Raw genomic sequence first — 23615 nt, forward strand, 5'->3', positions numbered from 1 at the left:
GGGATGTAGTCGTAAATGGCTGTGGCATCGCATACATTGTTATTGTATTTTGTATACAATATTTTGGAAAGGTGTTGGGTGTGTATGTCAGATTCCAAAATGTTAATGGATTGGTCGGAGCGTTATGCTGCACCTAATTATCATCCACTTCCTATTGTTATTGAACAGGCGGAAGGGGTATGGGTGGAAGACCCTGAAGGCCGCCGTTATATGGATATGTTAAGTGCATACTCTGCATTGAATCATGGTCATAGACATCCTGTGATCATACAGGCACTCAAGGATCAGGCAGATCAGGTTACGCTGACATCACGGGCATTCCATAGTAGCTCAGCTTCTCTTTTTTATCAAAAACTCTCACAATTCACGGGGAAATCGAAGATTCTCGCCATGAATACAGGAGCGGAAGCGGTGGAGACTGCGGTGAAGGCGGTGCGTAGATGGGCCTATCGTTGCAAAGGTGTACCGGAGAACCAAGCCGAAATTATCGTATGCTCTGGTAACTTTCACGGAAGAACTCTGACGGTCACGTCTTTCTCTTCTTCGGCGGAGTATAAAAAAGATTTTGGACCGTTCACACCTGGATTCCGAATTATTCCCTATGGAGACATTGAAGCACTGAAGCAAGCCATTACACCGAATACAGCAGGCTTTCTTGTAGAGCCCATTCAAGGTGAGGCAGGAATTGTTATCCCGCCCGATGGATATCTGGCTGAAGCTTTTGCATTGTGCAAACAACAGCAGGTGCTAACCGTATCTGATGAGATCCAGACCGGTTTTGGAAGAACAGGTCGCCGTTTTGCCTCTGACTGGGAAGGTGCTGAACCAGATATGTGGATTATGGGCAAGGCGCTGGGAACTGGATTTGTTTGAACCCGGGTCTCATGGTTCTACGTTTGGCGGGAATCCACTCGCCTGCGCCGTGGCTGTAGCAGCTCTGAAAGTCCTTGAAGATGAGAAGCTCGCCGAGCAATCGGAGCATCTGGGCAACTATTTTATGAAAAGACTTCGTGATATTCGCAGTTCGGCTATAAAGGATATTCGGGGTAGAGGTTTATTTATTGGGGTTGAGTTGTATGGATCAGCACGTCCTTATTGCGAACGTTTGATGTCTGCTGGACTGCTGTGCAAAGAAACCCATGAGACAACCATTCGGTTTGCTCCACCACTAACGATTAAAGAGTCCGAGATTGACTGGGCATTGGAGAGAATTGAGCTGGTTTTGACAACCGATGAGGGAGCTGACCTACATGAAAAATGATGATGTCCTTGATGGCACACAAGATACTTCTACTAATACAAGTCATACTTCTGTGCGGCGCAATGTTGCCATCATTAAGGTTCCTTTCGGACTCGGTGGAGCGAGAGGCGGTGCAGAGTTGGGGCCCGATGAATTAATTACAGCTGGACTGAAGCGGGAGATCGCGAGCCTGGGACTAGTGCTTTCCAAAGAAGTGCGGGTAGAGTGTCCAACTGAACCATCTGTCCCTGCTGAGCGGAATCGGGTGAAATATTTAAACGAAGTACGGCAGGTCAGCGAGAATGTGTTTAATGAAGTATCTGTTGCGGTAGAGGAGGGGGCCTTTCCGCTTGTGCTTGGAGGAGATCATAGTGTAGCGATAGGTACTTTCGCCGGATTAACTGCGCATTATTCTAATCTGGGGGTGATCTGGTTTGATGCGCACGCAGACTTGAATACGGAAGAACGAAGCTTGTCCGGTAACATGCATGGGATGAGTGTGGCTGCTTCTTTGGGTCATACTGCATATAATCTGTCTCACATTGCTGGGGCAGGCGCATTTATAGATCCATCCAATTTGGTCTATATTGGTCTGCGTGATCTGGATGAGTATGAGAAGGAACAGATTAAGGGACTGGGCATCCAAGCATTTACGATGCATGATATTGACCGGATGGGTATACAGCAAGTTATTGAGCAAGCAATAGCTATAGCTGGTGATGGAACGGATGGTATTCATGTCAGTTTTGACATGGACTGTCTGGATCCGCGTGAAGCTCCGGGGGTAGGCACACCTGTACCGGGTGGTTTGAATTACCGAGAGGCACATTACGCATTAGAGCTACTTGCTTCCACGAATCAAGTTACGTCCATGGAACTGGTTGAGGTGAACCCATTGCTTGATCACAATAGACATACGGCAAGGCTTGGTGTGGAACTGATCGCTTCTTTGCTCGGTAAGCGCATATTATAAGCACTGAGAAGTGAATCGGAATGTGTAAGCTGCGCTCAAGGAATGACTCTCTTATTTATATAGAAGGAAAGAAAACTGAGATTTCCGAAAACTAGGGCTAGTCACAAGAAATTGTTCACTGCATTCGCAGTGGAAGTGGCTTCCCTGGTTATGTTTAATGGATAAGTATATTAGAGGCGCCGTAATGAGGATGCTGAGAGTTATTTCTATAGTACAGGAGCGTCAGATTACATATTGTGCTGATGATGTAGGTTGATTATCATTTTTAAAAAAGACTTGCAATTGAAATCTGTACATGATATATTCTAAGTCCGGCCAAGAAAGTACGGTTTACACGGTGCGGCAAGCAAATCAAATAAGCTTCGAAAGAAACTTAAAAAAAGAGCTTGCAAAGTTGGTTAGGACATGATATTATATAAGAGTTGCTGAAGAGAACGACATTCAGTAACGAAACAAGTTTGATCTTTGAAAACTGAACAACGAGTGAGTAAACATTCTGCTTGCAGAATGAACGCGAAAGTTGGAAACAAGCCTTGGCTTGGATCGACTGGAGCACAAATGAGATTTTTAATCTCGTCAGATTCAAAATGAGCTTATCGCTCTTTTCAATACTTTATTGGAGAGTTTGATCCTGGCTCAGGACGAACGCTGGCGGCATGCCTAATACATGCAAGTCGAGCGGACTTGAAGAGAAGCTTGCTTCTCTGATGGTTAGCGGCGGACGGGTGAGTAACACGTAGGCAACCTGCCCTCAAGTTTGGGACAACTACCGGAAACGGTAGCTAATACCGAATAGTTGTTTTCTTCGCCTGAAGGAAACTGGAAAGACGGAGCAATCTGTCACTTGGGGATGGGCCTGCGGCGCATTAGCTAGTTGGTGGGGTAACGGCTCACCAAGGCGACGATGCGTAGCCGACCTGAGAGGGTGATCGGCCACACTGGGACTGAGACACGGCCCAGACTCCTACGGGAGGCAGCAGTAGGGAATCTTCCGCAATGGGCGAAAGCCTGACGGAGCAATGCCGCGTGAGTGATGAAGGTTTTCGGATCGTAAAGCTCTGTTGCCAGGGAAGAACGCTTGGGAGAGTAACTGCTCTCAAGGTGACGGTACCTGAGAAGAAAGCCCCGGCTAACTACGTGCCAGCAGCCGCGGTAATACGTAGGGGGCAAGCGTTGTCCGGAATTATTGGGCGTAAAGCGCGCGCAGGCGGTCATTTAAGTCTGGTGTTTAATCCCGGGGCTCAACCCCGGATCGCACTGGAAACTGGGTGACTTGAGTGCAGAAGAGGAGAGTGGAATTCCACGTGTAGCGGTGAAATGCGTAGATATGTGGAGGAACACCAGTGGCGAAGGCGACTCTCTGGGCTGTAACTGACGCTGAGGCGCGAAAGCGTGGGGAGCAAACAGGATTAGATACCCTGGTAGTCCACGCCGTAAACGATGAGTGCTAGGTGTTAGGGGTTTCGATACCCTTGGTGCCGAAGTTAACACATTAAGCACTCCGCCTGGGGAGTACGGTCGCAAGACTGAAACTCAAAGGAATTGACGGGGACCCGCACAAGCAGTGGAGTATGTGGTTTAATTCGAAGCAACGCGAAGAACCTTACCAGGTCTTGACATCCCTCTGACCGGTACAGAGATGTATCTTTCCTTCGGGACAGAGGAGACAGGTGGTGCATGGTTGTCGTCAGCTCGTGTCGTGAGATGTTGGGTTAAGTCCCGCAACGAGCGCAACCCTTATATTTAGTTGCCAGCACTTCGGGTGGGCACTCTAGATAGACTGCCGGTGACAAACCGGAGGAAGGTGGGGATGACGTCAAATCATCATGCCCCTTATGACCTGGGCTACACACGTACTACAATGGCCGGTACAACGGGCTGCGAAATCGCGAGATGGAGCCAATCCCAACAAAGCCGGTCTCAGTTCGGATTGCAGGCTGCAACTCGCCTGCATGAAGTCGGAATTGCTAGTAATCGCGGATCAGCATGCCGCGGTGAATACGTTCCCGGGTCTTGTACACACCGCCCGTCACACCACGAGAGTTTATAACACCCGAAGTCGGTGGGGTAACCGCAAGGAGCCAGCCGCCGAAGGTGGGATAGATGATTGGGGTGAAGTCGTAACAAGGTAGCCGTATCGGAAGGTGCGGCTGGATCACCTCCTTTCTATGGAGAATCGTTTCCCGAGTGGAAACATTCAAAACCGCAGCTTAGCTGCAAAACACTCACTCGTTGCTCAGTTTTGAGAGCTCAAACTCTCAAACAGCTTGCTTTTGCATGGAGCTTGTTCTTTGAAAACTAGATATCGAAACGAAACAAACGCGAATTAGAACATTCCTTTTTAGCTGAACTTGTGTTAAACAAGTTTCAATAAAAACGGTAGATTGCACGTACGATGGTATCGAATGGGAGCGACTTTTGGCTTTGCGCAAGCAAAACAAGGGAAGCGAGCAGTTGAAACCGGAGCACGAGGTTAAGCTACTAAGAGCACACGGAGGATGCCTAGGCGCTAGGAGCCGATGAAGGACGTGGCGAACAACGAAACTGCCTCGGGGAGCTGTAAGCAAGCTTTGATCCGGGGGTGTCCGAATGGGGAAACCCAGCTGGGGTAATTTCCAGTTACTCATAACTGAATACATAGGTTGTGTAGAGGCATACCAGGGGAACTGAAACATCTAAGTACCCTGAGGAAGAGAAAACAATAGTGATTCCGTCAGTAGCGGCGAGCGAACGCGGAGAAGCCCAAACCAGAGAGCTTGCTCTTTGGGGTTGTGGGACGTCTCACATGGAGTTACAAAGGAACCGGTTAAGCGAAGAGGTCTGGAAAGGCCCGCCAAAGAAGGTAAAAGCCCTGTAATTGAAAGTTGGTTCCCTCCGAGACGGATCCCGAGTAGTGCGGGGCACGTGAAACCCCGTATGAATCCGGCAGGACCATCTGCCAAGGCTAAATACTTCCTAGCGACCGATAGTGAAGCAGTACCGTGAGGGAAAGGTGAAAAGCACCCCGGAAGGGGAGTGAAATAGAACCTGAAACCGTGTGCTTACAAAAAGTCAGAGCCCGTTTTAGGGGTGATGGCGTGCCTTTTGTAGAATGAACCGGCGAGTTACGTTCCCGTGCAAGGTTAAGGTGAAGAGCCGGAGCCGCAGCGAAAGCGAGTCTGAATAGGGCGACTGAGTACGTGGACGTAGACCCGAAACCGGGTGATCTACCCCTGTCCAGGGTGAAGGTGCGGTAACACGCACTGGAGGCCCGAACCCACGCATGTTGAAAAATGCGGGGATGAGGTGGGGGTAGCGGAGAAATTCCAATCGAACTCGGAGATAGCTGGTTCTCCCCGAAATAGCTTTAGGGCTAGCCTCGGAAAACAGAGTCGTGGAGGTAGAGCACTGATTGGGTGCGGGGCCCGCAAGGGTTACCAAGCTCAGTCAAACTCCGAATGCCATAGACTTACTTCCGGGAGTCAGACAGTGAGTGCTAAGATCCATTGTCAAAAGGGAAACAGCCCAGACCATCAGCTAAGGTCCCCAAGTGTGTGTTAAGTGGGAAAGGATGTGGAGTTGCACAGACAACCAGGATGTTGGCTTAGAAGCAGCCACCATTGAAAGAGTGCGTAATAGCTCACTGGTCGAGTGACTCTGCGCCGAAAATGTAACGGGGCTAAACACACCACCGAAGCTATGGCTTGATGCTTTGCATCAGGGGTAGGGGAGCGTTGTATAAGGGTTGAAGGTGTACCGTAAGGAGCGCTGGACATTATACAAGTGAGAATGCCGGTATGAGTAACGAAAAGATCAGTGAGAATCTGATCCGCCGAAAGCCTAAGGGTTCCTGAGGAAGGCTCGTCCGCTCAGGGTAAGTCGGGACCTAAGGCGAGGCCGAAAGGCGTAGTCGAAGGACAACAGGTCGAAATTCCTGTACCACCGTAAGCCGTTATGAGCAATGGGGGGACGCAGTAGGGTAGTGACGCGGACTGATGGATGTCCGTCTAAGCAGTGAGGCTGATGTGTAGGCAAATCCGCACATTGTAAGGCTGAGCTGTGATGGGGAGCGAAAATTATAGTAGCGAAGGTCATGATCTCACACTGCCAAGAAAAGCCTCTAGCCAGGTGATGGTGCCCGTACCGCAAACCGACACAGGTAGGCGAGAAGAGTATTCTAAGGCGCGCGGAAGAACTCTCGTTAAGGAACTCGGCAAAATGACCCCGTAACTTCGGGAGAAGGGGTGCCCCGGTAGTGTGAATAGCACGAGGGGGCCGCAGTGAAAAGGCCCAAGCGACTGTTTAGCAAAAACACAGGTCTGTGCGAAGCCGTAAGGCGAAGTATACGGGCTGACGCCTGCCCGGTGCTGGAAGGTTAAGGGGAGTGGTTAGGGAGCAATCCCGAAGCTGTGAACCGAAGCCCCAGTAAACGGCGGCCGTAACTATAACGGTCCTAAGGTAGCGAAATTCCTTGTCAGGTAAATTCTGACCCGCACGAATGGCGTAACGACTTGGGCGCTGTCTCAACGAGAGATCCGGTGAAATTTTAATACCTGTGAAGATGCAGGTTACCCGCGACAAGACGGAAAGACCCCATGGAGCTTTACTGCAGCTTGATATTGAATTTGGGTACGATCTGTACAGGATAGGTGGGAGCCTTTGAAGCAGGAGCGCCAGCTTCTGTGGAGGCAACGTTGGGATACCACCCTGATCGTATCTAGGTTCTAACCTGGTACCGTAATCCGGTGCGGGGACAGTGTCAGGTGGGCAGTTTGACTGGGGCGGTCGCCTCCTAAAGAGTAACGGAGGCGCCCAAAGGTTCCCTCAGAATGGTTGGAAATCATTCGAAGAGTGCAAAGGCATAAGGGAGCTTGACTGCGAGACCTACAAGTCGAGCAGGGACGAAAGTCGGGCTTAGTGATCCGGTGGTACCGCATGGAAGGGCCATCGCTCAACGGATAAAAGCTACCCTGGGGATAACAGGCTTATCTCCCCCAAGAGTCCACATCGACGGGGAGGTTTGGCACCTCGATGTCGGCTCATCGCATCCTGGGGCTGAAGTAGGTCCCAAGGGTTGGGCTGTTCGCCCATTAAAGCGGTACGCGAGCTGGGTTCAGAACGTCGTGAGACAGTTCGGTCCCTATCTGTCGTGGGCGTAGGAAATTTGAGAGGAGCTGTCCTTAGTACGAGAGGACCGGGATGGACGTACCGCTGGTGTACCAGTTGTTCCGCCAGGAGCACCGCTGGGTAGCTATGTACGGACGGGATAAACGCTGAAAGCATCTAAGCGTGAAGCCCCCCTCAAGATGAGATTTCCCAGTATGTAAGACCCCTTGAAGACGACGAGGTAGATAGGCTGGGGGTGGAAGTGCAGCAATGCATGGAGCTGACCAGTACTAATCGGTCGAGGGCTTATCCAATAGCAAGTGATAATTCGCGTGTTTCGTTTCGAATCTAGTTTTCAGAGAACGATCTCTGAAATGTAAGCTACGCGTTTGGTGGCGATGGCGGAGGGGTTCCACACGTACCCATCCCGAACACGACCGTTAAGCCCTCTAGCGCCGATGGTACTTGGACCGCAGGGTCCTGGGAGAGTAGGACGCCGCCAAGCGATTTCCCTTTGGGGTATTTTTTTTGCCCCCCTTGCCAAGGAATAAGGGATATATATTAGGGCCCTTAGCTCAGTTGGTTAGAGCGCACCTCTGATAAGGGTGAGGCCGGTGGTTCGAGTCCACCAGGGCCCATAGCAAGACCACAACAAGAAATACACAGTGTATGGGGCCATAGCTCAGCTGGGAGAGCGCCTGCCTTGCAAGCAGGAGGTCAGCGGTTCGATCCCGCTTGGCTCCACCATTCCCTGATAGCTCAGTTGGTAGAGCACTCGACTGTTAATCGAGTTGTCACAGGTTCGAGCCCTGTTCGGGGAGCCATATGGAGAGGTGTCCGAGCTGGCCGAAGGAGCACGATTGGAAATCGTGTAGGCGTCACAAGCGTCTCGAGGGTTCGAATCCCTCTCTCTCCGCCAGATAATTTTTTTAGCAAGGCCCGTTGGTCAAGGGGTTAAGACACCTCCCTTTCACGGAGGTAACAGGGGTTCGAATCCCCTACGGGTCATAATATGGAGGCTTAGCTCAGCTGGGAGAGCATCTGCCTTACAAGCAGAGGGTCGGGGGTTCGATCCCCTCAGCCTCCACCATATAAACTTTATAACGACGCGGGGTGGAGCAGCCCGGTAGCTCGTCGGGCTCATAACCCGAAGGCCGCAGGTTCAAATCCTGCCCCCGCAATTATACTTTCCTTTGAGAAAGTGATCTGGAACCGTGGTGTAGTTGGCCTAACATGCCTGCCTGTCACGCAGGAGATCGCGGGTTCGAATCCCGTCGGTTCCGCCATTTTTAATTAAATATACACCGTGCCGGTGTAGCTCAACTGGTAGAGCAACTGACTTGTAATCAGTAGGTTGGGGGTTCAAGTCCTCTCGCCGGCACCATTTTTAGTATTTATATCTGAATTTGTGATAGAATGTATATTATAGATGCAGTTGTTAATACTAAGATACTCTTAGTGGATGAATGGCTTACTCTATGGCGATCGTGGCGAAGTGGTTAACGCACCGGTTTGTGGATCCGGCATTCGGGGGTTCAATTCCCCTCGATCGCCCCATGATTTTTTAATGGGGATTAGCCAAGCGGTAAGGCAACGGACTTTGACTCCGTCATGCATAGGTTCAAATCCTATATCCCCAGCCATTTCATTACGAGTCATTAGCTCAGTTGGTAGAGCACCTGACTTTTAATCAGGGTGTCGAAGGTTCGAGCCCTTCATGACTCACCATTATATTTTGCGGTCGTGGCGGAATTGGCAGACGCGCACGGTTCAGGTCCGTGTGGGCTAACCCCCCGTGGAGGTTCGAGTCCTCTCGACCGCACCATATGTTTTGCGGAAGTGGCTCAGCGGTAGAGCATCGCCTTGCCAAGGCGAGGGTCGCGGGTTCGATTCCCGTCTTCCGCTCCAATATTTGCGCCCTTAGCTCAGCTGGATAGAGCGTTTGACTACGAATCAAAAGGCCGGGAGTTCGAATCTCTCAGGGCGCGCCATTATTTTCATAAGTATCGGGATGTAGCTCAGCTTGGTAGAGCACCTGGTTTGGGACCAGGGGGTCGCATGTTCAAATCGTGTCATCCCGATTTTTTTTATTTTGCGGGTGTAGTTCAATGGTAGAACTTTAGCCTTCCAAGCTAATAGCGTGGGTTCGATTCCCATCACCCGCTTCCGAGTAACATACAGAAGAGCCTTTGCTTATAGCAAGGGCTTTTTTTGTTTTCACCTATAAGAAGAGGTGATTTTCTGAAAATCAGAGTTTAATGTGAGTAGACAACTCGAGATGAACAGATGAAGTAGATAAGCAAAAATCTCAACTGTTGATAAACGTAGAATTACTTAATTAACTGATTTTAATTCGTTCTCTACGCAAAAAAAGACAGGCTCCTCTCCTACGATGTACGCAGGAAGAGGGGCTTGTCTTTTTTATTAAAGCTTGCGATTAATATCTTTCCAGAATGGTCTGTGTTTTCAAGCCATCGGCAGGAATCAGCCAGTTGTTGTTCTCCAGCAATTGCAGCAGTTGGGTACGGAGTCCGGATACGGCTACAGCATCATCGTTTTTGAAAGAGACCTCTACGACATTCTCAATACCTGTACCTGCTGCGTCACGGATTGGCCATACTTCGAGTGTAAGTTCTTGTCCATTCCATGTACCTTCATATCGTTGGAATGTGATCGGACCATATGCACGGGATTGAGTCAGTTGCTGCTTGCCCCAGTTGGAGGAAGTCCAGTTTTTCAATTTGCCCGGAAGCTTGTCCAGTAACATGTTCAAGGCTTCTTGCTCCGAAGGAAGCTGAACACCTGTTGCCTTGGTATCGACTTTTTTGGTGTTGGAGAAGCTCAAGGTTTGTTTGCCATATCCCCAATCGATTTCAGCCTCGTAATTATCATCCGATTGATCAAATCCCTCTTGGTTAGCCAGGGTCAGCGCACCGTTGATGTCGCCATTGATTACAGGGTAGCGCTTTTTATAAGTCAATTCGTAGTTATTCTTGTCATCCTTTTTGCGAAAACGAACGTTCCATCCTTGTTGATCCAATCCGAGAGCATTGGTGTCAAAGTACTCTACGTTAATGTTTCTTGGCGTGGAACTCAGGCCGAGTGTCTGAATCACTTCACTGCGTGGTGTCCCATCTGTATTCAATACAAGTTCCGGCTTGGCCAGAAACTTTACTTCATAAGCAGGAACGGCATTGGCAGCAGCTGAAGCCTGGGGTGCTCCCAGAAATGTCATTCCACTTCCCAATGTTACGATGCTCAGCATCAATGAGGCGGTTACCTTTTTCCACTTTTTCAAAACCAATCACTCTCCTAATCTGGATTAACGTACAGATCCCACTTTATCGCCCGAGTATCTGAAAGCGATTAACGGGGAGCGCATATTGCGTTAACCCTGCATAGATTTGATGAATGGCAAACGATAGTTTATAGCGGATCAGGGCAATCAGCCATAGAAAGGGGGAAGCCTTGACTCACCTCTCGCAGCACTTCTTTGAAGCGGTTTACCTGAACTGAAGGGTGGCGGTCTTTGTTATGTACGGTGTATATATGGCGTGGTGCCTGCTCTCCGGGAATGGGAAGAACCTGAATGAGCCCGTGCTTTTCCTCCCACTGTACCGCCATCCGAGACATGAACGAGATATGCCCCCCGATTAACACGAGCTGTTTGATTGCTTCCAGAGAATCCATCTCTACGGTGCTCCGCAAACGAATGTCATGTTGCGCAAGCCATTGGTTGGTTAGTCGCCGAGTACTGGATTCGTTGCCATGTAGGGCAAATGGGATCTGAGCAATATGCTCAGGCGTCAATGGTTCCTTCTGGGCCAACCCATGCTGCGGAGAGCAGATTAATACCAAGTCATCTTCACATAACGTCTCAGCTTGCAGCGCGGGTCCGACAAACGGTTCCGAAGAGATCACCCCCAGATCAATCTGATGCCGAATTAACATTTCGCGAATAACAGGTGATGGTTTGACGGATAAGACGATACGAATACCAGGGAATTCCTGAGAAAAGGTATTGAGTATGGCGGGCAGCAGATATGTAGCCGGTACATAACTTGCCCCAATGTGCAGAGTGCCCCGATATAGACTGTCATATTCCTTTACTACCCGCCTTGCCTCTTGGGTCAAAGCATTGATTTTGACGGAATAGTGGAGCAAAGCCTGTCCGGCTTCGGTTAAAAATGTCTTTCCACTGCGTGATTCGAATAATCGCACACCCATCTCTTCCTCCAATGATTTCATATGAAATGTAACCGTAGGTTGTTTGATCCCCAGTAACTCGGCCACGCTTGTCATGTGATGATGCTTGTCGATCAGCTCAACAATTTGCAATTTGATCAGATTCAATGTCCCAGCACTCCTCTCACTTCTACTTTATAAATCGAACTAAAGATTATTTACACAGACACTACGATGACAGAACAACCTTCCAATCGCTGTTATCCCCAGATTTTTTGATTCCCTTTCTCAAGGGAAAATCCGGTGATAAAGGCGAACGCTCCGCTTTTTCAGGTTTTTTCTGTCCTCTCCGTTATCGTGCAAATGATTAGTTCACCTACTATAGATTTAATCTATGAACATCAACAGAATTCATCTAAAAAGTTAATTCCAATTTTACATACAAGACATACAACTCGCGAAAGCGGACGTTAGACTGAAAACAGTGCAAGAGATCAAGTAACAGAAGACAGGCAGGGATGCTTATGAAATTAGAGATAACGGGAATTCAAAAATCATTTAATCAAACACCCGCACTGCTGCCGACAGATCTAACGCTTGAACATGGAAAGTTCACGACCCTGCTCGGCCCATCGGGCTGTGGCAAAACAACATTGCTGCGCATGTTGGCCGGGCTGGAACAGCCGGACGCGGGGGAGATTCGGGCAGATGGTCAGTGTATCTACTCTGCGGCGAAGCGGATTGATATACCAACACACAAGCGTAATCTGGGCATGGTGTTTCAGGATTTTGCATTATGGCCGCATATGACCGTATACGAAAATGTAGCGTTTGGCCTGAAGGCCGGAAAACAGAAATCTGATCTGCGGCAAAAGGTGAACGAAGCACTTGGCATGGTTCGCCTGCAAGGCATGGAAGATCGATATCCTCATCAGTTGTCTGGTGGACAGCAGCAACGGGTTGCTTTTGCCAGAGCCGTAGCCGTCAGACCTGGTGTGATCCTGTTCGATGAGCCACTGAGTGCACTGGATGCTGTACTTCGGGAAGAGATGCGGATTGAGATGATGTCTTTGGTACGAGACATGGGACTGACTGCGCTGTACGTCACACATGATCAGATTGAAGCGATGTCGATGTCGGATGAGATTGTGGTGATGCAGAAGGGGCGGATATTGCAAAAGGGAAGCCCGGAAACGATCTACTCGGCGCCAAGTGATCCGTATGTCGCTTCGTTTATCGGAAAGTCCAACTGGCTCACGCCTAATCAATCGATGGTGCGACCAGAGCATGTCACCTGGAACAAAACAGGTCATGATGATCTGTGTTATCCGGGGACGGTACTTAGTGTCAGCTATGTAGGTGAGCGTTATGAAGTACGAGTGCAGATGGAAGGGCTGGGCGTATGGACAGCCTATATGAACCAAAGGGTGCGCGTCGGGGAGCGGGTGCAGCTCTATGTAACCCCTGAGCAGATATGCCGAATGGACGGTTATGACCACCCGAGTGTGAAGCAGAACGAAGCAATCGCAGTGGCATACTAAATTATTGAACGAGCACGCAGTTGGAAGCAGGAGTACACATTTTATAAGAAACCAAGGGAGATGGACGAATATGTTGGGTATGAAAACACGGAAAAAGAGCGCAATGCTGTTATTAACAGCGGTAATGAGTATCAGTTTGTTCGGATGTAGCACAGGGAACTCAACTACAGGTAACGCGGCACAACCTGCAGGTGAAGGAAACACAGCAGCGGCGGCGGAAACAACGAAACCGGCTGGCGGCAAGTTGGTATTGTACAGTGCTGGCCCACAGAAGCTGGCGGATAATATCGTGAGCGGATTTACAGACAAAACAGGGATCGAAGTTGAGATGTTCCAGGGAACGACAGGCAAAATTTTGGCTCGTATGGAAGCAGAGAAATCCAATCCGGTTGCAGACGTTGTGATTCTGGCTTCCTTGCCTTCTGCACAGGCTTTGAAAGCTGATGGACTGACTATGCCTTACCCCGAAGCAGCCAATGCAGACAAGCTGAACAAGGATTGGTCGGATGCAGAGGGCAACTATTTTAGCAGCAGTGCTTCTGCACTGGGTATTGTATATAACACCAAACTGGTATCTACACCACCAACAAGTTGGGCAGAGCTCGCAACGCCTGCGTGGAAAGATGCAGTGAACATTCCCGACCCTACATTATCAGGTTCAGCACTCGACTTCATCACAGGATACCTGAGTGCGAATGGTGAAAAAGGATGGGATCTGCTGAGTGCCTATAAAGCCAATGGTGTAGCGATGGCAGGCGCCAATCAGGAAGCATTGGATCCGGTCATTACGGGTGCTAAAAGCATCGTAGCGGCAGGTGTGGACTACATGGCTTATTCCTCCAAAGCAAAAGGTGAACCACTGGATATCGTATATCCTGAGGAAGGCACGGTAATCAGCCCAAGACCGGCAGCAATTCTGAAATCCAGCCCAAATGTAGAGAACGCCAAAGCGTTCATTGATTACCTGTTATCCGATGAAGCACAGAAGCTCGTTGCAGATGCCTATCTGATCCCAGGCCGCGAAGACATTGAAGCGACTAACCGTGCCAATGTGAAGGATATTCCACAACTTAAAGTGGATTGGAACTGGATGAGCGAACATGGCGAAGAGACTGCGGCTCGTTTCTCCGAGACTTTTAAATAAGACATAGTACGAAAAAGAAAATTAGGCAAAAGGAATACCTGCTGTCTGTGGAAAGTCATGTGAGGTGAACGTAGTGAAACCTGTTGGAATGGACAACAACCGAATTTTTCGGAGAGTGGGCGTGATTCTGGCCCTCTTTCTGCTGACTATAAGCATTGGCGTACCGCTCTTGCTGATCTTCTGGCAAAGTGTGTATCCGGACGGACAATGGGACTGGATGGCTCCGATTCGCACGATTACAGGTCATCATCTATCAGGTGTATTGCTGAACTCCGTCTGGCTTGGTATCTGCGTTGTAGCGGTAACCACACTGCTGGCGCTGCCGCTGGCCTGGATGATGGCGAAGACTCGGATGGGCGAGCATCGCTGGGTCGATGTAATCCTGATGATTCCGTTCATGACCCCGCCGTATATCGGCTCAATGGGCTGGATTCTGTTTATGCAAAAAGGGGGATATCTCCAGCAATGGGTGCCCTCATCTGCAGGTTGGAGTGAGCTATTCTTCAGCTTCTGGGGCATGGTGCTCATCATGAGCTTGCACCTGTTCCCGTTCCTGTATCTGCTGCTTCGGGATGCATTGATCCGCATCGGTGGCAATCTGGAAGAAGCGGGAGCTGTACACGGTGCACAAGCAGGATACCGTTTCAGACGTATTATTTTACCCCTGTTGTTGTCGTCTTACGGCATGGGGATCATGCTGGTCTTTGTCAAAACGATTGCGGAATTCGGAACACCGGCAACCTTTGGGCGAAAGATTGGCTATTATGTCATGACCTCCGAAATTCATAAGTACATCTCCAGTTGGCCGATTGACTTCGGTAAGGCGACTTCGCTGGCATCGGTACTGCTATCCGTCTGTCTGGTGATGTGGTATATGCAGTCTGCCATGAGCCGGAAGTTCACGTATCGTCTGGTGGGTGGCAAAGGGCAACGTTCGAAGCGATATTCCCTTCGTGGCGGAGCAGGATGGTTGTGTGGGGCGTATCTTGCAATTCTGTTGATCCTGTCGATAGGTATCCCATATTTCTCCATCATTGCCGCTTCGACCATGAAGTTACGGGGATCGGGGATTGCTTTTGATAATCTGACCTTGGATCATTACAAGGAGCTGTTATCTTGGGGTTCGGTGAGTATGAAGGCGATCGGGAACAGTCTGGGATTATCCCTCGCGGCTTCAACCGTTGCTGTTATTATCGGTACTGGGTTTGCACTCGCGATCGGCAAATCATCTTCATTCATGCAGCGTGTGATTGACTTGTTCAGTCTGTTGCCTAATACAGTGCCGGGCATCGTGATGGTGGTGGGACTGATTCTGTTCTGGAACTCACCCTGGATGCCAGTCACGTTGTATAACACCTACGGCATGGTTGTGCTCACGTACGTTGTTCTCTTCTTGCCTTACACCGTGCAGTATGTAAAATCGAGCTTTACCCAGATTGACGGAACGTTGTTCCAGGCTGGGCAAGTGTTTGGCGGGAAGCCGCTGTATATTCTGCGGCGCATCCTGATCCCACTGATCCTGCCCGGCATGTTGGCGGGCTGGATGATGACCTTTACGATTGCAACAAGGGAACTGGTCGGATCGTTGTTGATTCTTCCACCGTCGATGCAGACGTCGGCTACGTATATTTTTGCGCAGTTTGAACAAGGTCAGGTATCACTTGGCATGGCGATGGCCGTTGTAACTGTAGGTATGACGGTGCTGATGCTGCTTGGAATCGAACTGCTGAATTCAAAGAGAAAGTGGAATGCATCATGATCAAACTGAACGTATGGGGCGGTGCAGGGGAACATGGACGTTCCGCCTATCTCCTGAGCGGGAGCCGGTTTCGCCTTTTGCTGGATTGTGGTGTGAAAAAAGAAGGCACAGGCCAGTATCCGCTTATTGACCCGGAGATTGTCCCGCAACTGGACGCGGTCCTGTTATCTCACGCCCATGAGGATCATTCGGTCGCCATCCCTTTGTTGTATAAGATGGGCTACCAGGGTGAAGTGTGGACGACGAGAGAGACGAGGGCGCAGCTGCGTACGTATTTTGCCAACTGGCGAAGGTTTGCAGAACGTGTCGGAGAGAAGCTCCCATACGATGAAGCAGATGAGCAGGCTATTCGTTATCGGTATCTGGAAGATGAGGTCGTATCCCAAACCTGGTTCCAACCGATTCCCGAAGTAAAAGTGATGTGGGGACGGAGTGGACATCTGGCTGGATCGGTGTGGTTTGGGGTTGAAATGGAAGGTAAGCGGATTTTCTATTCCGGGGACTACACGTCCGAATCAATGCTTTTACAGGAGGATTGTCCAGCGGAGTCGTTCTGGCAGAAAAGCATGCTTCGTGAGAATCCTGTGTCCGATGCTCCGAGCAGCGAGCGGTGGGGTACGGAGCAACTAATCGTTATAAACAGTGGGCAAAAGGCTGGAGAATTCATAACGTCACAAGATCAGACATCTGTTGCATCAGAAGCGTCGTCAAGAACACTTGTATCCATGGAGATACCCATGAAGCAGAGGAATTTCTCATCCAATGGAGCAGATGGAGCAGTCAGAGCAGGCAGAGCAAACGTAGCAGACGCTGCGCCAATATCTTCCGTCGGACTGGTGGATCTGGCAATCGTTGATGCGGCCTACGGTACGGACCAGGATACACAGGCCGACAAACTGGAACAGCTTGAACGAGCCATTCGCCAGACGATTGCTCAAGGTGGAAAGGTGCTCTTACCCATGCCTGTCGTAGGGCGTGGACAGGAGATCATACTGTGGGCACAGCAACAATTCCCGGCTATTCCAATCGTAGTGGAACAAGGGCTGGTGGACGGTATGAAGCAGCTTATGCATGTTCCGTATTGGTTGAGGGAGAAGGGAGAGCATGTCATCGGAAGTTCGTTGAAAGACGAAATCGATTGCTTTCTGACCGGACGAGGATGGGATCTACCTACAACCACCCAAGAGCGGGAACAACTGTTGGAACATCATGCTGCTTCGCTATGGTTCATTCCGGACGGCATGATGCAGTCCTCGCTTGCCCGTTGGTACTATAGTCAATTATCGGACAGGGAGGAGAATCTGATTCTGCTCACTGGGCATGTTGCTCATGATACATTTGCTGATAAGCTGCTACGGGTTCCTGAAAAGTATGGAGCATGTGAAGTGCGGAAAATACGTTATAAAGTGCATCAGGGCTGGAAGGATGTTGAACGGATGCTGCATCAGGTTCCAGCAAGACATACGGTCCTTGTACATGCTGACCGGGCAGAGACGGACCGATTAAAAGAAGGTTTGCTCAGAAATAGCCCGTCACCGGGAACAGTTATACATTCACTGTCTGCTGGTGACGAGCTATATGTGTGAATAGTGCATGAATCGAATTGATGCGTCAGATTGGAACGTCCCTGGGGACGTTCTTTTTCCATTGTTGTCTGATCAGTTAGGATTCGCGATGAATGGGGTGTTCCAGTTCGGCATGACCCATCAAACTATCAACGGCTTCACCGTCCACCAGTATATCCAGGCTCTTCACTTCATCAAACTGAAACATCGTTGTTGTTAAAGCTTCCAATGCGAGCATTTCTCCACTGGTACCGAGATTGGCTTCAGCGGGGATATGAACATCCAAAGTCACTGTACCCTCAACATATTGGATAGAGAGCAATTCCACCTGCTCCCAGAGGGAAACAAGCTCCGAATCGGTGTTCGTTTGCAACGCTGCAAATGTTTTTTCATATTTTTCGGAATCATCCTTGTATTCAATTTCCTGTTCTGTTTTCTCCAGCTCAAGGACCTGAGAATCTGCCAAATATACATCGATGACTTGTGTATTCATTGTGCCCAGATCCACCTCCGGTTCGGATGGGTTTGGTGACTGCGCCTGTCCTCCCTGAACAGCAGGTTCATTCGAACCGGATTCGTTCACTGGCTTCTGGGCACATCCAACTCCGATAAGGATCAAGCATGTTAATATAAGTGCACAACCTAGCTTCTTATTCAAAAAATCACTTCCTTCATCTGATTTATTTGATGATTTATAGGCCCAAATACTCCTTGATTCCATCGGCTATCGCTTGAGCGGCTTTCGTCTGAACAACTTCGGACGACATCAGTTCTTCATCGAGCACATTACTTAAGAATCCCACTTCCAAAAGCACTGCAGGCATGGTCGTGTCTCGGATTACTTCCAAGTTGCCATTTTTCACACCACGATCTCTGAGACCCATGGCTTTCACCAAACGTTGATGAATGATATTGGCTAATTCCTTGCTGTTACTGCGTTGATAATAATATGTCTCCGTACCTGTCGCTTGGGGGGCAGACTTCACACTATTGCCGTGGATAGATACGAATACATCCGCATTTAATTGATTGGCGAGTTGAACACGCTCAGGGCGGGTCGGATAGGTATCACCTTCACGAGTCATCACCAATTCGATATTGGGCTCATTGAGCAACAGGGCTTGTACTTTGTGAGCCAATGCCAGGTTGTATTCTTTTTCGGGTTTGTTCGTGATGCTGATCGTCCCCGGGTCACTGCCACCGTGTCCTGGATCGATCACAACGACCTTGCGTCCTGAATCGCCTACTGGAGTGACAGGAGCAGGTGCGATGTTGTCTCCCGCAACATTCAGATCAATAATCAGTTTGTCGGCAATCACATTCTGGCTGTACTGGACATCCATCACATTATTCAATTCTACGACAATTCGAACTTGTCCTGGATCTCGTTTGAAAAGCGAATATCTCACTTCCGTCACATTGGGATAACCGCTCACATCCAACTTGCCATTGAGTCCTTGATCCAGTGGTTGGGAGATATCACCAAAGGTGGCTCCAGGCAAGTCCACAACCAGACGATCAGGGTACTTGAGGGTCGTTACTACCGGCTGAACGGTCCCATCCGTGGATAAGACGAGCTGATTGTTGGCAAATTGGATATCGGTAACCTGAGCGACAGAAGAGGAGTCCCCTTTCCCTGAACTGTTGCCAGGGTCGACAGCAGGTTCTTTGCTGGTGTTTGTTAAGTATACGATCTTGTCTTGATTGTTCCATTTTACCGTAAGCCCCATTTGTTCACTGACAAATCGAATGGGCACCACCAGCGTTTTATTCAAAATTTGCGGTGCTGTGTTCAAGGTGACCTGCTTGTCAGCAACCATGGCTTGTTTTTGGTCCACGGTTAGAGAGATGATCTGTTGATCTTGCTGGATTTTTACAGTGTGTGCTTGCTGGTTCCAATCGACTTTGAATTTCAAATTTTCGGCAACGACACGAATCGGGATCATCACGTTTTTATTGATAATCTTCACCTGTACATCATTTGGGAGGACTAATTCCTCTCCATCCATAAAGATTTTCGACGTGCTTGCAGCGGCATTTCCCTGATGAGGGAGCAAAACGAGTAAGAACAGACTCAAAAACAGTAGTAAAATGGTTTTCTTCATTATGCACCTCGACTAGTATTAGATCTATAGCTTACTTCCAAAATATACCTACATAGTATGAACGGTAAAAATGTAAAAATGTTTCTTTTTTGATCTTAAATTATCTAATTTATTTATAGATGAGCACGTATTCTTTTGGACATTGATGGGATTTCTAGTAGATGTATGTATTCGAAGTCGGAATTGAGGATGTATCTAGAACAAAGAGACGATCCTGTTGAAGGACCGTCTCCAATTACTCTTTATGACAATAAAATTATTGCAATTGCAGTGCTTTGGCTGTCTGTGCCTCAACTTCATCCAAAAGTGAAGTCATGTCCATACCTGCGTGGTTGCCGAGCAGGATAATCGTGATATCATCGGACAGATTACGTGAAAAAGCTGTGGCAAACCCGCCGCCACTCCCGTTATGGAAGACGGTACGATTCGTGCCGTTTTCTTTAAGAATCCAGGCGTAGCCGTAGTTCTTATCGGAATAAGGCTCATACATCTGCTCAATCGTATCCTGGCTTAGAATCTGGTCTGTATAAAGCGCACGATCCCATTTCAGCATATCGTCCACCGTGGAATAGATGGTTCCTGACCCGGATTGAGACACATAGTAAGGCGCAGTTACCCATGCGTTATTTTTTTGAACAAAACCACTAATGGTATGCACTTTACGGGAAGCCTCTCCTGAATTTTTCATGCCAAGCGGTTTCAGTATCGTCTGTTGCACGTAATCGGCATAACTCATGCCAGATACCTGTTCAACGACATATGCAAGCAAAACATAACCGCTGTTGCTGTACAGATAGGCACTCCCCGGTTCAAACTTCAGCGTTTTGTGACGAATCTCTTCTACCGTCTCTTCCATAGAAGTTCCTTCACCCCGACCAAATGCGGATGGCAGACCTGAAGTCTGGGATAACAGCATATGAAGCGTGATCTGATCTCCCTTCGGTATACCAGAGATATACTTGGAGATTGGATCTTGCACATTAATCTTACCATTCTCCACGAGACTCAGAATGGACGCGGCCGTGAAGGATTTGCTTAGTGATGCGATTCGTGTCTTCTGATCCGGGCGATTCAGCGTCTGTTCATCGGCAAGTCCGTAGCCTTGCTTTAGAAGTACTTCACCATCGCGGGCGATCAGAGCCATACCTGGATAGTTGATCTCGCGCAGATATGTATCCACGCTGGCAACCTCGCTATTCAGCAAGCTGACTTGATCAGTGACCATATTTACACTCATCTGCCCCGTGGCTGTGCGTTGGACCTTGATGTCTGCCTTGATTGCATTAGCCATTGCCCGGACAGGTACCATCAACGTACCGTTAACGGTACGTGAATTCACACCTGTAGCCAGATCGACCTTATTTACTTTAATGGAATTGCTGCCAGCCTGATGGATCAGCTTGTCTCTGCCAACGGTAATGGTAGCCGTCTTGGTACGATTATCCCATTTCAACGTGCCTTTAACCGATGTGACCACATCCCGCAGTGGAACAAACGTTGAACCTTTGATTATAAGTGGTGCGTTCTTCCAGGATTGTTGCTCACCATTCACTTCAATGTGAACTGCTTGCGTTGCCTGCGCTGCGGATGCCGTAATACCAGATTGTCCCAGAATCGGTCCTGTGCACAGGATGAGCGCTAACAGAATGCGGAACATGGATGAATATACTGTGGAAATACGTTGTCTTTCATTTGACTTGCGTAAGATTTGAATCCTCTCCTTCCAATCGTTTCATGAATAACCAGCTTATGAGCATTGTAAACGATCTCGGGTAGAGGGTCAAAACGATGAAGCGGATATAATCCATAACATCTGATCAGATCATTTAAATTAAATTTGTACTAATTTAGTATCTATACATAATATTTTTACAGCGATTGTCCGATAAAAGGATGGGTGAAGATTATGATGGGGGATAGTTAAAATGAAGAAAAGGATTCGAAATTGGTTTACTTTAACCGTAAAAAAACGCCTGATTGCTGCATTGCTCCTGTTCCTGATAGTACCGAGCATTACCGTGGGATGGTTGTCTTATCAAAAAGCTGCTGACCAGGTTAAAATGGAGATTATTCGTTCCGCACAGGCCAAAACAGAAATGCTTAGTCTGCAGATAAATCAAATGCTCGATATGGAGAAGGATAACGCAGCTCAGATGGCTGCGGGTATGACTTCAAACGATATTATTACTAAATCCCCTGCACTGCAAAGGCAGATGGATCGGATGTCTCAGAATCATAAGGAACTGGGTGTACTTACTGCAGGTGCTGAAGATGGCAGCTGGATGAAGTCCCCTGAATCCGAGGAACAGAATTATGATCCTCGAGAACGTTCATGGTATAAGATGGGCATGTCCCAGGATGAACCGGTCATCTCGGATACGTTCCAGTCGGCTTCGACGGGCGAATGGGTTGTGACCGCAGCGGTCAAGCTGGCTGACGGCAAAGGGGTATTCGGAGCCAATGTCAGTCTCAATCATCTGAAAGAATCCGTTGATCAGATACGTATTGGTAAAGAAGGAAAACTGTACATGCTGGATAACGGGGGTAAATTCCTGTTCCACTACAATATTGAATCCGGTACACAGTCGGATGAAAGCTACATTAATGAGATGTATACGAAGGAAAGTGGAACGGTGAAGTATACATATGATGGTCACGAAGTGGAAGCTGTGTATTTTACCAATCCGGTGACAGGTTGGAAAATTGTTGGCGAGATGGTTCCTTCCGAAGCAAGTGAAGCCGTAATGCCTATTTTGATCCGTGCAATTACGATTGTGGCATCTGCATTGGTTATTGGGTTGATTCTGCTTATATTCATTATCCGCAGCATTCACCGGCCATTACTGCAATTAACGCAGGCAGCATCCCAAGTTAGCGCAGGGGATCTAACAGTACGTGTAGGTTTGCAGCGTAAGGATGAGTTCGGACAGCTTGGAGAAAGTTTCGATATGATGACGACTTCACTACGTAGTGTGCTTGGAGAAGTACATGATACGTCCAGCCAGCTGGCAGCATCTTCTGAAGAACTGATGGCAAGTTCCGAGCAGACATCCAAAGCCACGGAACAGGTGGCAGAACTGATGCAGGATGCAGCAGCGGGAACGAATTTGCAGAACAATAGTCTTGCTGCTACAGGCCAACTCGTGGGCGAAATGTCCATTGGAGTGAAAGAAATCTCATCAAGTGCTGAAGAAACCGCTCGTATCGCTCTGGATGCTTCCACCAAGTCGGAAGCGGGCATGGTTACCGTGGAAGAAGCGGTTACCCATATTCAGCAGGTGAATGACGAGAGCAAAGCCATGTCTGTGGTCATTGAGGATCTACGCGCGAAAAATGAAGAGATTCTTGTGATTGTGGCCGAGATTACGGCCATTGCCAAGCAGACGAACATTCTTGCTTTGAATGCATCCATTGAAGCTTCAAGAGCTGGCGAGCAAGGGCGCGGATTCGCGGTTGTAGCCAACGAAGTGAAGACACTGGCTCACAGTTCAGGCGCTTCAGCCGAGAGGATCAATGAGCTTATGCATGAGATGCAGGAGAAAACCAATGCGGTACAATCCACTTTTGCCCGTACGGGAGAAGGCATGGTGAAGAGTTCGCAGATGGTTACAGAAGCGGGCGAAGCATTCAATAACATTCGTACTGCGGTACAGTTGGTGGCTGCACAAGCTGGAGAAGTATCCACGGCTTCCCGTCAAATTGATGGTGGCATGAGTCATGTCAACAAGGCAGTAAGTGATACCATGGTTCTGTCGGACAGAATTGCCTCTGGAACGGAAGATGGATCAGCGGCGGCTCAAGAGCAGTTGGCTACAATGGAAGAGGTTGCAGCTTCTTCGGCAGCATTGTCACGTATGGCTGAAGATCTGCAAAGCATGATTGAACGTTTTAAGTTGTAACAGGTATTGAGATGAGACTGCAGGGTTGCGACCCTGCGGTCTTTTTTCTGTTGAACAAAGGGGTATCCGTTGTGTCTTCAAACACAGTATCCTTTTCCATTATGTTGACATATTATAAA

The 23615-nt window shown here is 48.8% G+C and carries 11 protein-coding genes, 17 tRNA genes, 3 rRNA genes and 1 pseudogene; 27 read left to right on the top strand and 5 right to left on the bottom strand.

What is annotated here, in order from left to right; all coding sequences use genetic code 11:
• Positions 1-84: 84 nt before the first annotated feature.
• From rocD to MHB43_RS02145, 22 genes and pseudogenes are all read left to right on the top strand, one after another.
• Positions 85-1261: pseudogene (gene rocD / locus MHB43_RS02040) on the top strand (ornithine--oxo-acid transaminase).
• The gene (rocF, locus tag MHB43_RS02045; protein WP_307540549.1) at positions 1251-2213 is read left to right on the top strand and encodes an arginase; all 963 of its coding nucleotides are present in this window, start codon (positions 1251-1253) and stop codon (positions 2211-2213) included. The pseudogene rocD and the gene rocF overlap by 11 nt, the downstream one beginning before the upstream one ends.
• Positions 2214-2826: 613 nt before the next feature.
• Positions 2827-4379, top strand: a 16S ribosomal RNA gene (locus tag MHB43_RS02050).
• 305 nt (positions 4380-4684) lie between these two features.
• Positions 4685-7612 (top strand): 23S ribosomal RNA (locus MHB43_RS02055).
• A gap of 74 nt (positions 7613-7686) precedes the next feature.
• Positions 7687-7803, top strand: a 5S ribosomal RNA gene (gene rrf, locus MHB43_RS02060).
• The 16S, 23S and 5S rRNA genes sit together here with 17 tRNA genes alongside, the layout of an rRNA operon.
• Before the next feature lie 59 nt (positions 7804-7862).
• Positions 7863-7936: transfer RNA gene (locus MHB43_RS02065), tRNA-Ile, on the top strand.
• Positions 7937-7969: 33 nt separating this feature from the next.
• Positions 7970-8045: transfer RNA gene (locus MHB43_RS02070), tRNA-Ala, on the top strand.
• A gap of 1 nt (position 8046) precedes the next feature.
• Positions 8047-8122, top strand: a tRNA-Asn gene (locus tag MHB43_RS02075).
• A gap of 3 nt (positions 8123-8125) precedes the next feature.
• Positions 8126-8217 (top strand) — tRNA-Ser (locus MHB43_RS02080).
• A 17-nt stretch (positions 8218-8234) separates the two neighbouring features.
• A tRNA-Glu gene (locus tag MHB43_RS02085) sits at positions 8235-8306 on the top strand.
• A 6-nt stretch (positions 8307-8312) separates the two neighbouring features.
• Positions 8313-8388 (top strand) — tRNA-Val (locus tag MHB43_RS02090).
• Positions 8389-8405: 17 nt separating this feature from the next.
• Positions 8406-8479 (top strand) — tRNA-Met (locus MHB43_RS02095).
• Between the two features lie 27 nt (positions 8480-8506).
• Positions 8507-8584 (top strand) — tRNA-Asp (locus MHB43_RS02100).
• Between the two features lie 22 nt (positions 8585-8606).
• Positions 8607-8682, top strand: a tRNA-Thr gene (locus MHB43_RS02105).
• 97 nt (positions 8683-8779) lie between these two features.
• Positions 8780-8855 (top strand) — tRNA-His (locus tag MHB43_RS02110).
• An 11-nt stretch (positions 8856-8866) separates the two neighbouring features.
• Positions 8867-8941, top strand: a tRNA-Gln gene (locus MHB43_RS02115).
• Between the two features lie 9 nt (positions 8942-8950).
• Positions 8951-9026 (top strand) — tRNA-Lys (locus MHB43_RS02120).
• 9 nt (positions 9027-9035) lie between these two features.
• Positions 9036-9123 (top strand) — tRNA-Leu (locus tag MHB43_RS02125).
• Positions 9124-9131: 8 nt separating this feature from the next.
• Positions 9132-9206 (top strand) — tRNA-Gly (locus MHB43_RS02130).
• 6 nt (positions 9207-9212) lie between these two features.
• A tRNA-Arg gene (locus MHB43_RS02135) sits at positions 9213-9289 on the top strand.
• Positions 9290-9305: 16 nt separating this feature from the next.
• Positions 9306-9379 (top strand) — tRNA-Pro (locus MHB43_RS02140).
• Positions 9380-9392: 13 nt separating this feature from the next.
• Positions 9393-9463: transfer RNA gene (locus MHB43_RS02145), tRNA-Gly, on the top strand.
• 272 nt (positions 9464-9735) lie between these two features.
• Here MHB43_RS02145 and MHB43_RS02150 read toward each other — a convergent pair.
• Complete coding sequence (locus MHB43_RS02150; RefSeq protein ID WP_307540547.1) at positions 9736-10596, bottom strand: hypothetical protein; 861 nt, start codon at positions 10594-10596, stop codon at positions 9736-9738.
• 128 nt (positions 10597-10724) lie between these two features.
• Positions 10725-11651, bottom strand: coding sequence for a LysR family transcriptional regulator (locus MHB43_RS02155; protein WP_339181326.1), 927 nt, complete (start codon positions 11649-11651; stop codon positions 10725-10727).
• 356 nt (positions 11652-12007) lie between these two features.
• Between MHB43_RS02155 and MHB43_RS02160 the strand changes: the two genes are divergently transcribed.
• The 4 genes from MHB43_RS02160 (at position 12008) to MHB43_RS02175 (ending at position 17513) form a co-directional block, all read left to right on the top strand.
• Positions 12008-13024 carry an ABC transporter ATP-binding protein gene (locus tag MHB43_RS02160; RefSeq protein ID WP_221823770.1) on the top strand — a complete coding sequence of 339 codons (1017 nt, stop codon included), beginning with the start codon at positions 12008-12010 and terminating at the stop codon, positions 13022-13024.
• 70 nt (positions 13025-13094) lie between these two features.
• Positions 13095-14168, top strand: a complete 1074-nt coding sequence (locus MHB43_RS02165) for an ABC transporter substrate-binding protein (protein WP_036673000.1) — start codon at positions 13095-13097, stop codon at positions 14166-14168.
• An 88-nt stretch (positions 14169-14256) separates the two neighbouring features.
• The gene (locus tag MHB43_RS02170) at positions 14257-15927 is read left to right on the top strand and encodes an iron ABC transporter permease (protein ID WP_339181329.1); all 1671 of its coding nucleotides are present in this window, start codon (positions 14257-14259) and stop codon (positions 15925-15927) included.
• Complete coding sequence (locus tag MHB43_RS02175) at positions 15924-17513, top strand: MBL fold metallo-hydrolase (protein WP_405131223.1); 1590 nt, start codon at positions 15924-15926, stop codon at positions 17511-17513. The genes MHB43_RS02170 and MHB43_RS02175 overlap by 4 nt, the downstream gene beginning before the upstream one ends.
• Before the next feature lie 76 nt (positions 17514-17589).
• Here MHB43_RS02175 and MHB43_RS02180 read toward each other — a convergent pair whose 3' ends face one another.
• From MHB43_RS02180 to MHB43_RS02190, 3 genes are all read right to left on the bottom strand, one after another.
• Complete coding sequence (locus MHB43_RS02180; protein WP_405131224.1) at positions 17590-18150, bottom strand: GerMN domain-containing protein; 561 nt, start codon at positions 18148-18150, stop codon at positions 17590-17592.
• 34 nt (positions 18151-18184) lie between these two features.
• The gene (locus MHB43_RS02185; protein ID WP_339181336.1) at positions 18185-19597 is read right to left on the bottom strand and encodes an N-acetylmuramoyl-L-alanine amidase family protein; all 1413 of its coding nucleotides are present in this window, start codon (positions 19595-19597) and stop codon (positions 18185-18187) included.
• Positions 19598-19853: 256 nt separating this feature from the next.
• The gene (locus tag MHB43_RS02190; protein ID WP_405131225.1) at positions 19854-21254 is read right to left on the bottom strand and encodes a serine hydrolase; all 1401 of its coding nucleotides are present in this window, start codon (positions 21252-21254) and stop codon (positions 19854-19856) included.
• A gap of 268 nt (positions 21255-21522) precedes the next feature.
• On the opposite strand from MHB43_RS02190, the gene MHB43_RS02195 reads away from it, so the two are divergent.
• Positions 21523-23496 carry a methyl-accepting chemotaxis protein gene (locus MHB43_RS02195; RefSeq protein ID WP_339181342.1) on the top strand — a complete coding sequence of 658 codons (1974 nt, stop codon included), beginning with the start codon at positions 21523-21525 and terminating at the stop codon, positions 23494-23496.
• The last annotated feature ends 119 nt before the right edge of the window (positions 23497-23615 follow it).

Origin of the sequence: Paenibacillus sp. FSL H8-0317 (assembly GCF_045040685.1) — a bacterium.
GTDB lineage: Bacteria > Bacillota > Bacilli > Paenibacillales > Paenibacillaceae > Paenibacillus.

What these genes read in the sequence shown, in the direction of transcription:
- rocF (WP_307540549.1), top strand. Translation starts at nt 1,251, where the DNA reads ATGAAAAATGATGATGTCCTTGATGGCACACAAGATACTTCTACTAAT.
- MHB43_RS02160 (WP_221823770.1), top strand. Translation starts at nt 12,008, where the DNA reads ATGAAATTAGAGATAACGGGAATTCAAAAATCATTTAATCAAACACCC.
- MHB43_RS02165 (WP_036673000.1), top strand. Translation starts at nt 13,095, where the DNA reads ATGTTGGGTATGAAAACACGGAAAAAGAGCGCAATGCTGTTATTAACA.
- MHB43_RS02170 (WP_339181329.1), top strand. Translation starts at nt 14,257, where the DNA reads ATGGACAACAACCGAATTTTTCGGAGAGTGGGCGTGATTCTGGCCCTC.
- MHB43_RS02175 (WP_405131223.1), top strand. Translation starts at nt 15,924, where the DNA reads ATGATCAAACTGAACGTATGGGGCGGTGCAGGGGAACATGGACGTTCC.
- MHB43_RS02185 (WP_339181336.1), bottom strand. Translation starts at nt 19,597, where the DNA reads ATGAAGAAAACCATTTTACTACTGTTTTTGAGTCTGTTCTTACTCGTT.
- MHB43_RS02190 (WP_405131225.1), bottom strand. Translation starts at nt 21,254, where the DNA reads ATGTTCCGCATTCTGTTAGCGCTCATCCTGTGCACAGGACCGATTCTG.
- MHB43_RS02195 (WP_339181342.1), top strand. Translation starts at nt 21,523, where the DNA reads ATGAAGAAAAGGATTCGAAATTGGTTTACTTTAACCGTAAAAAAACGC.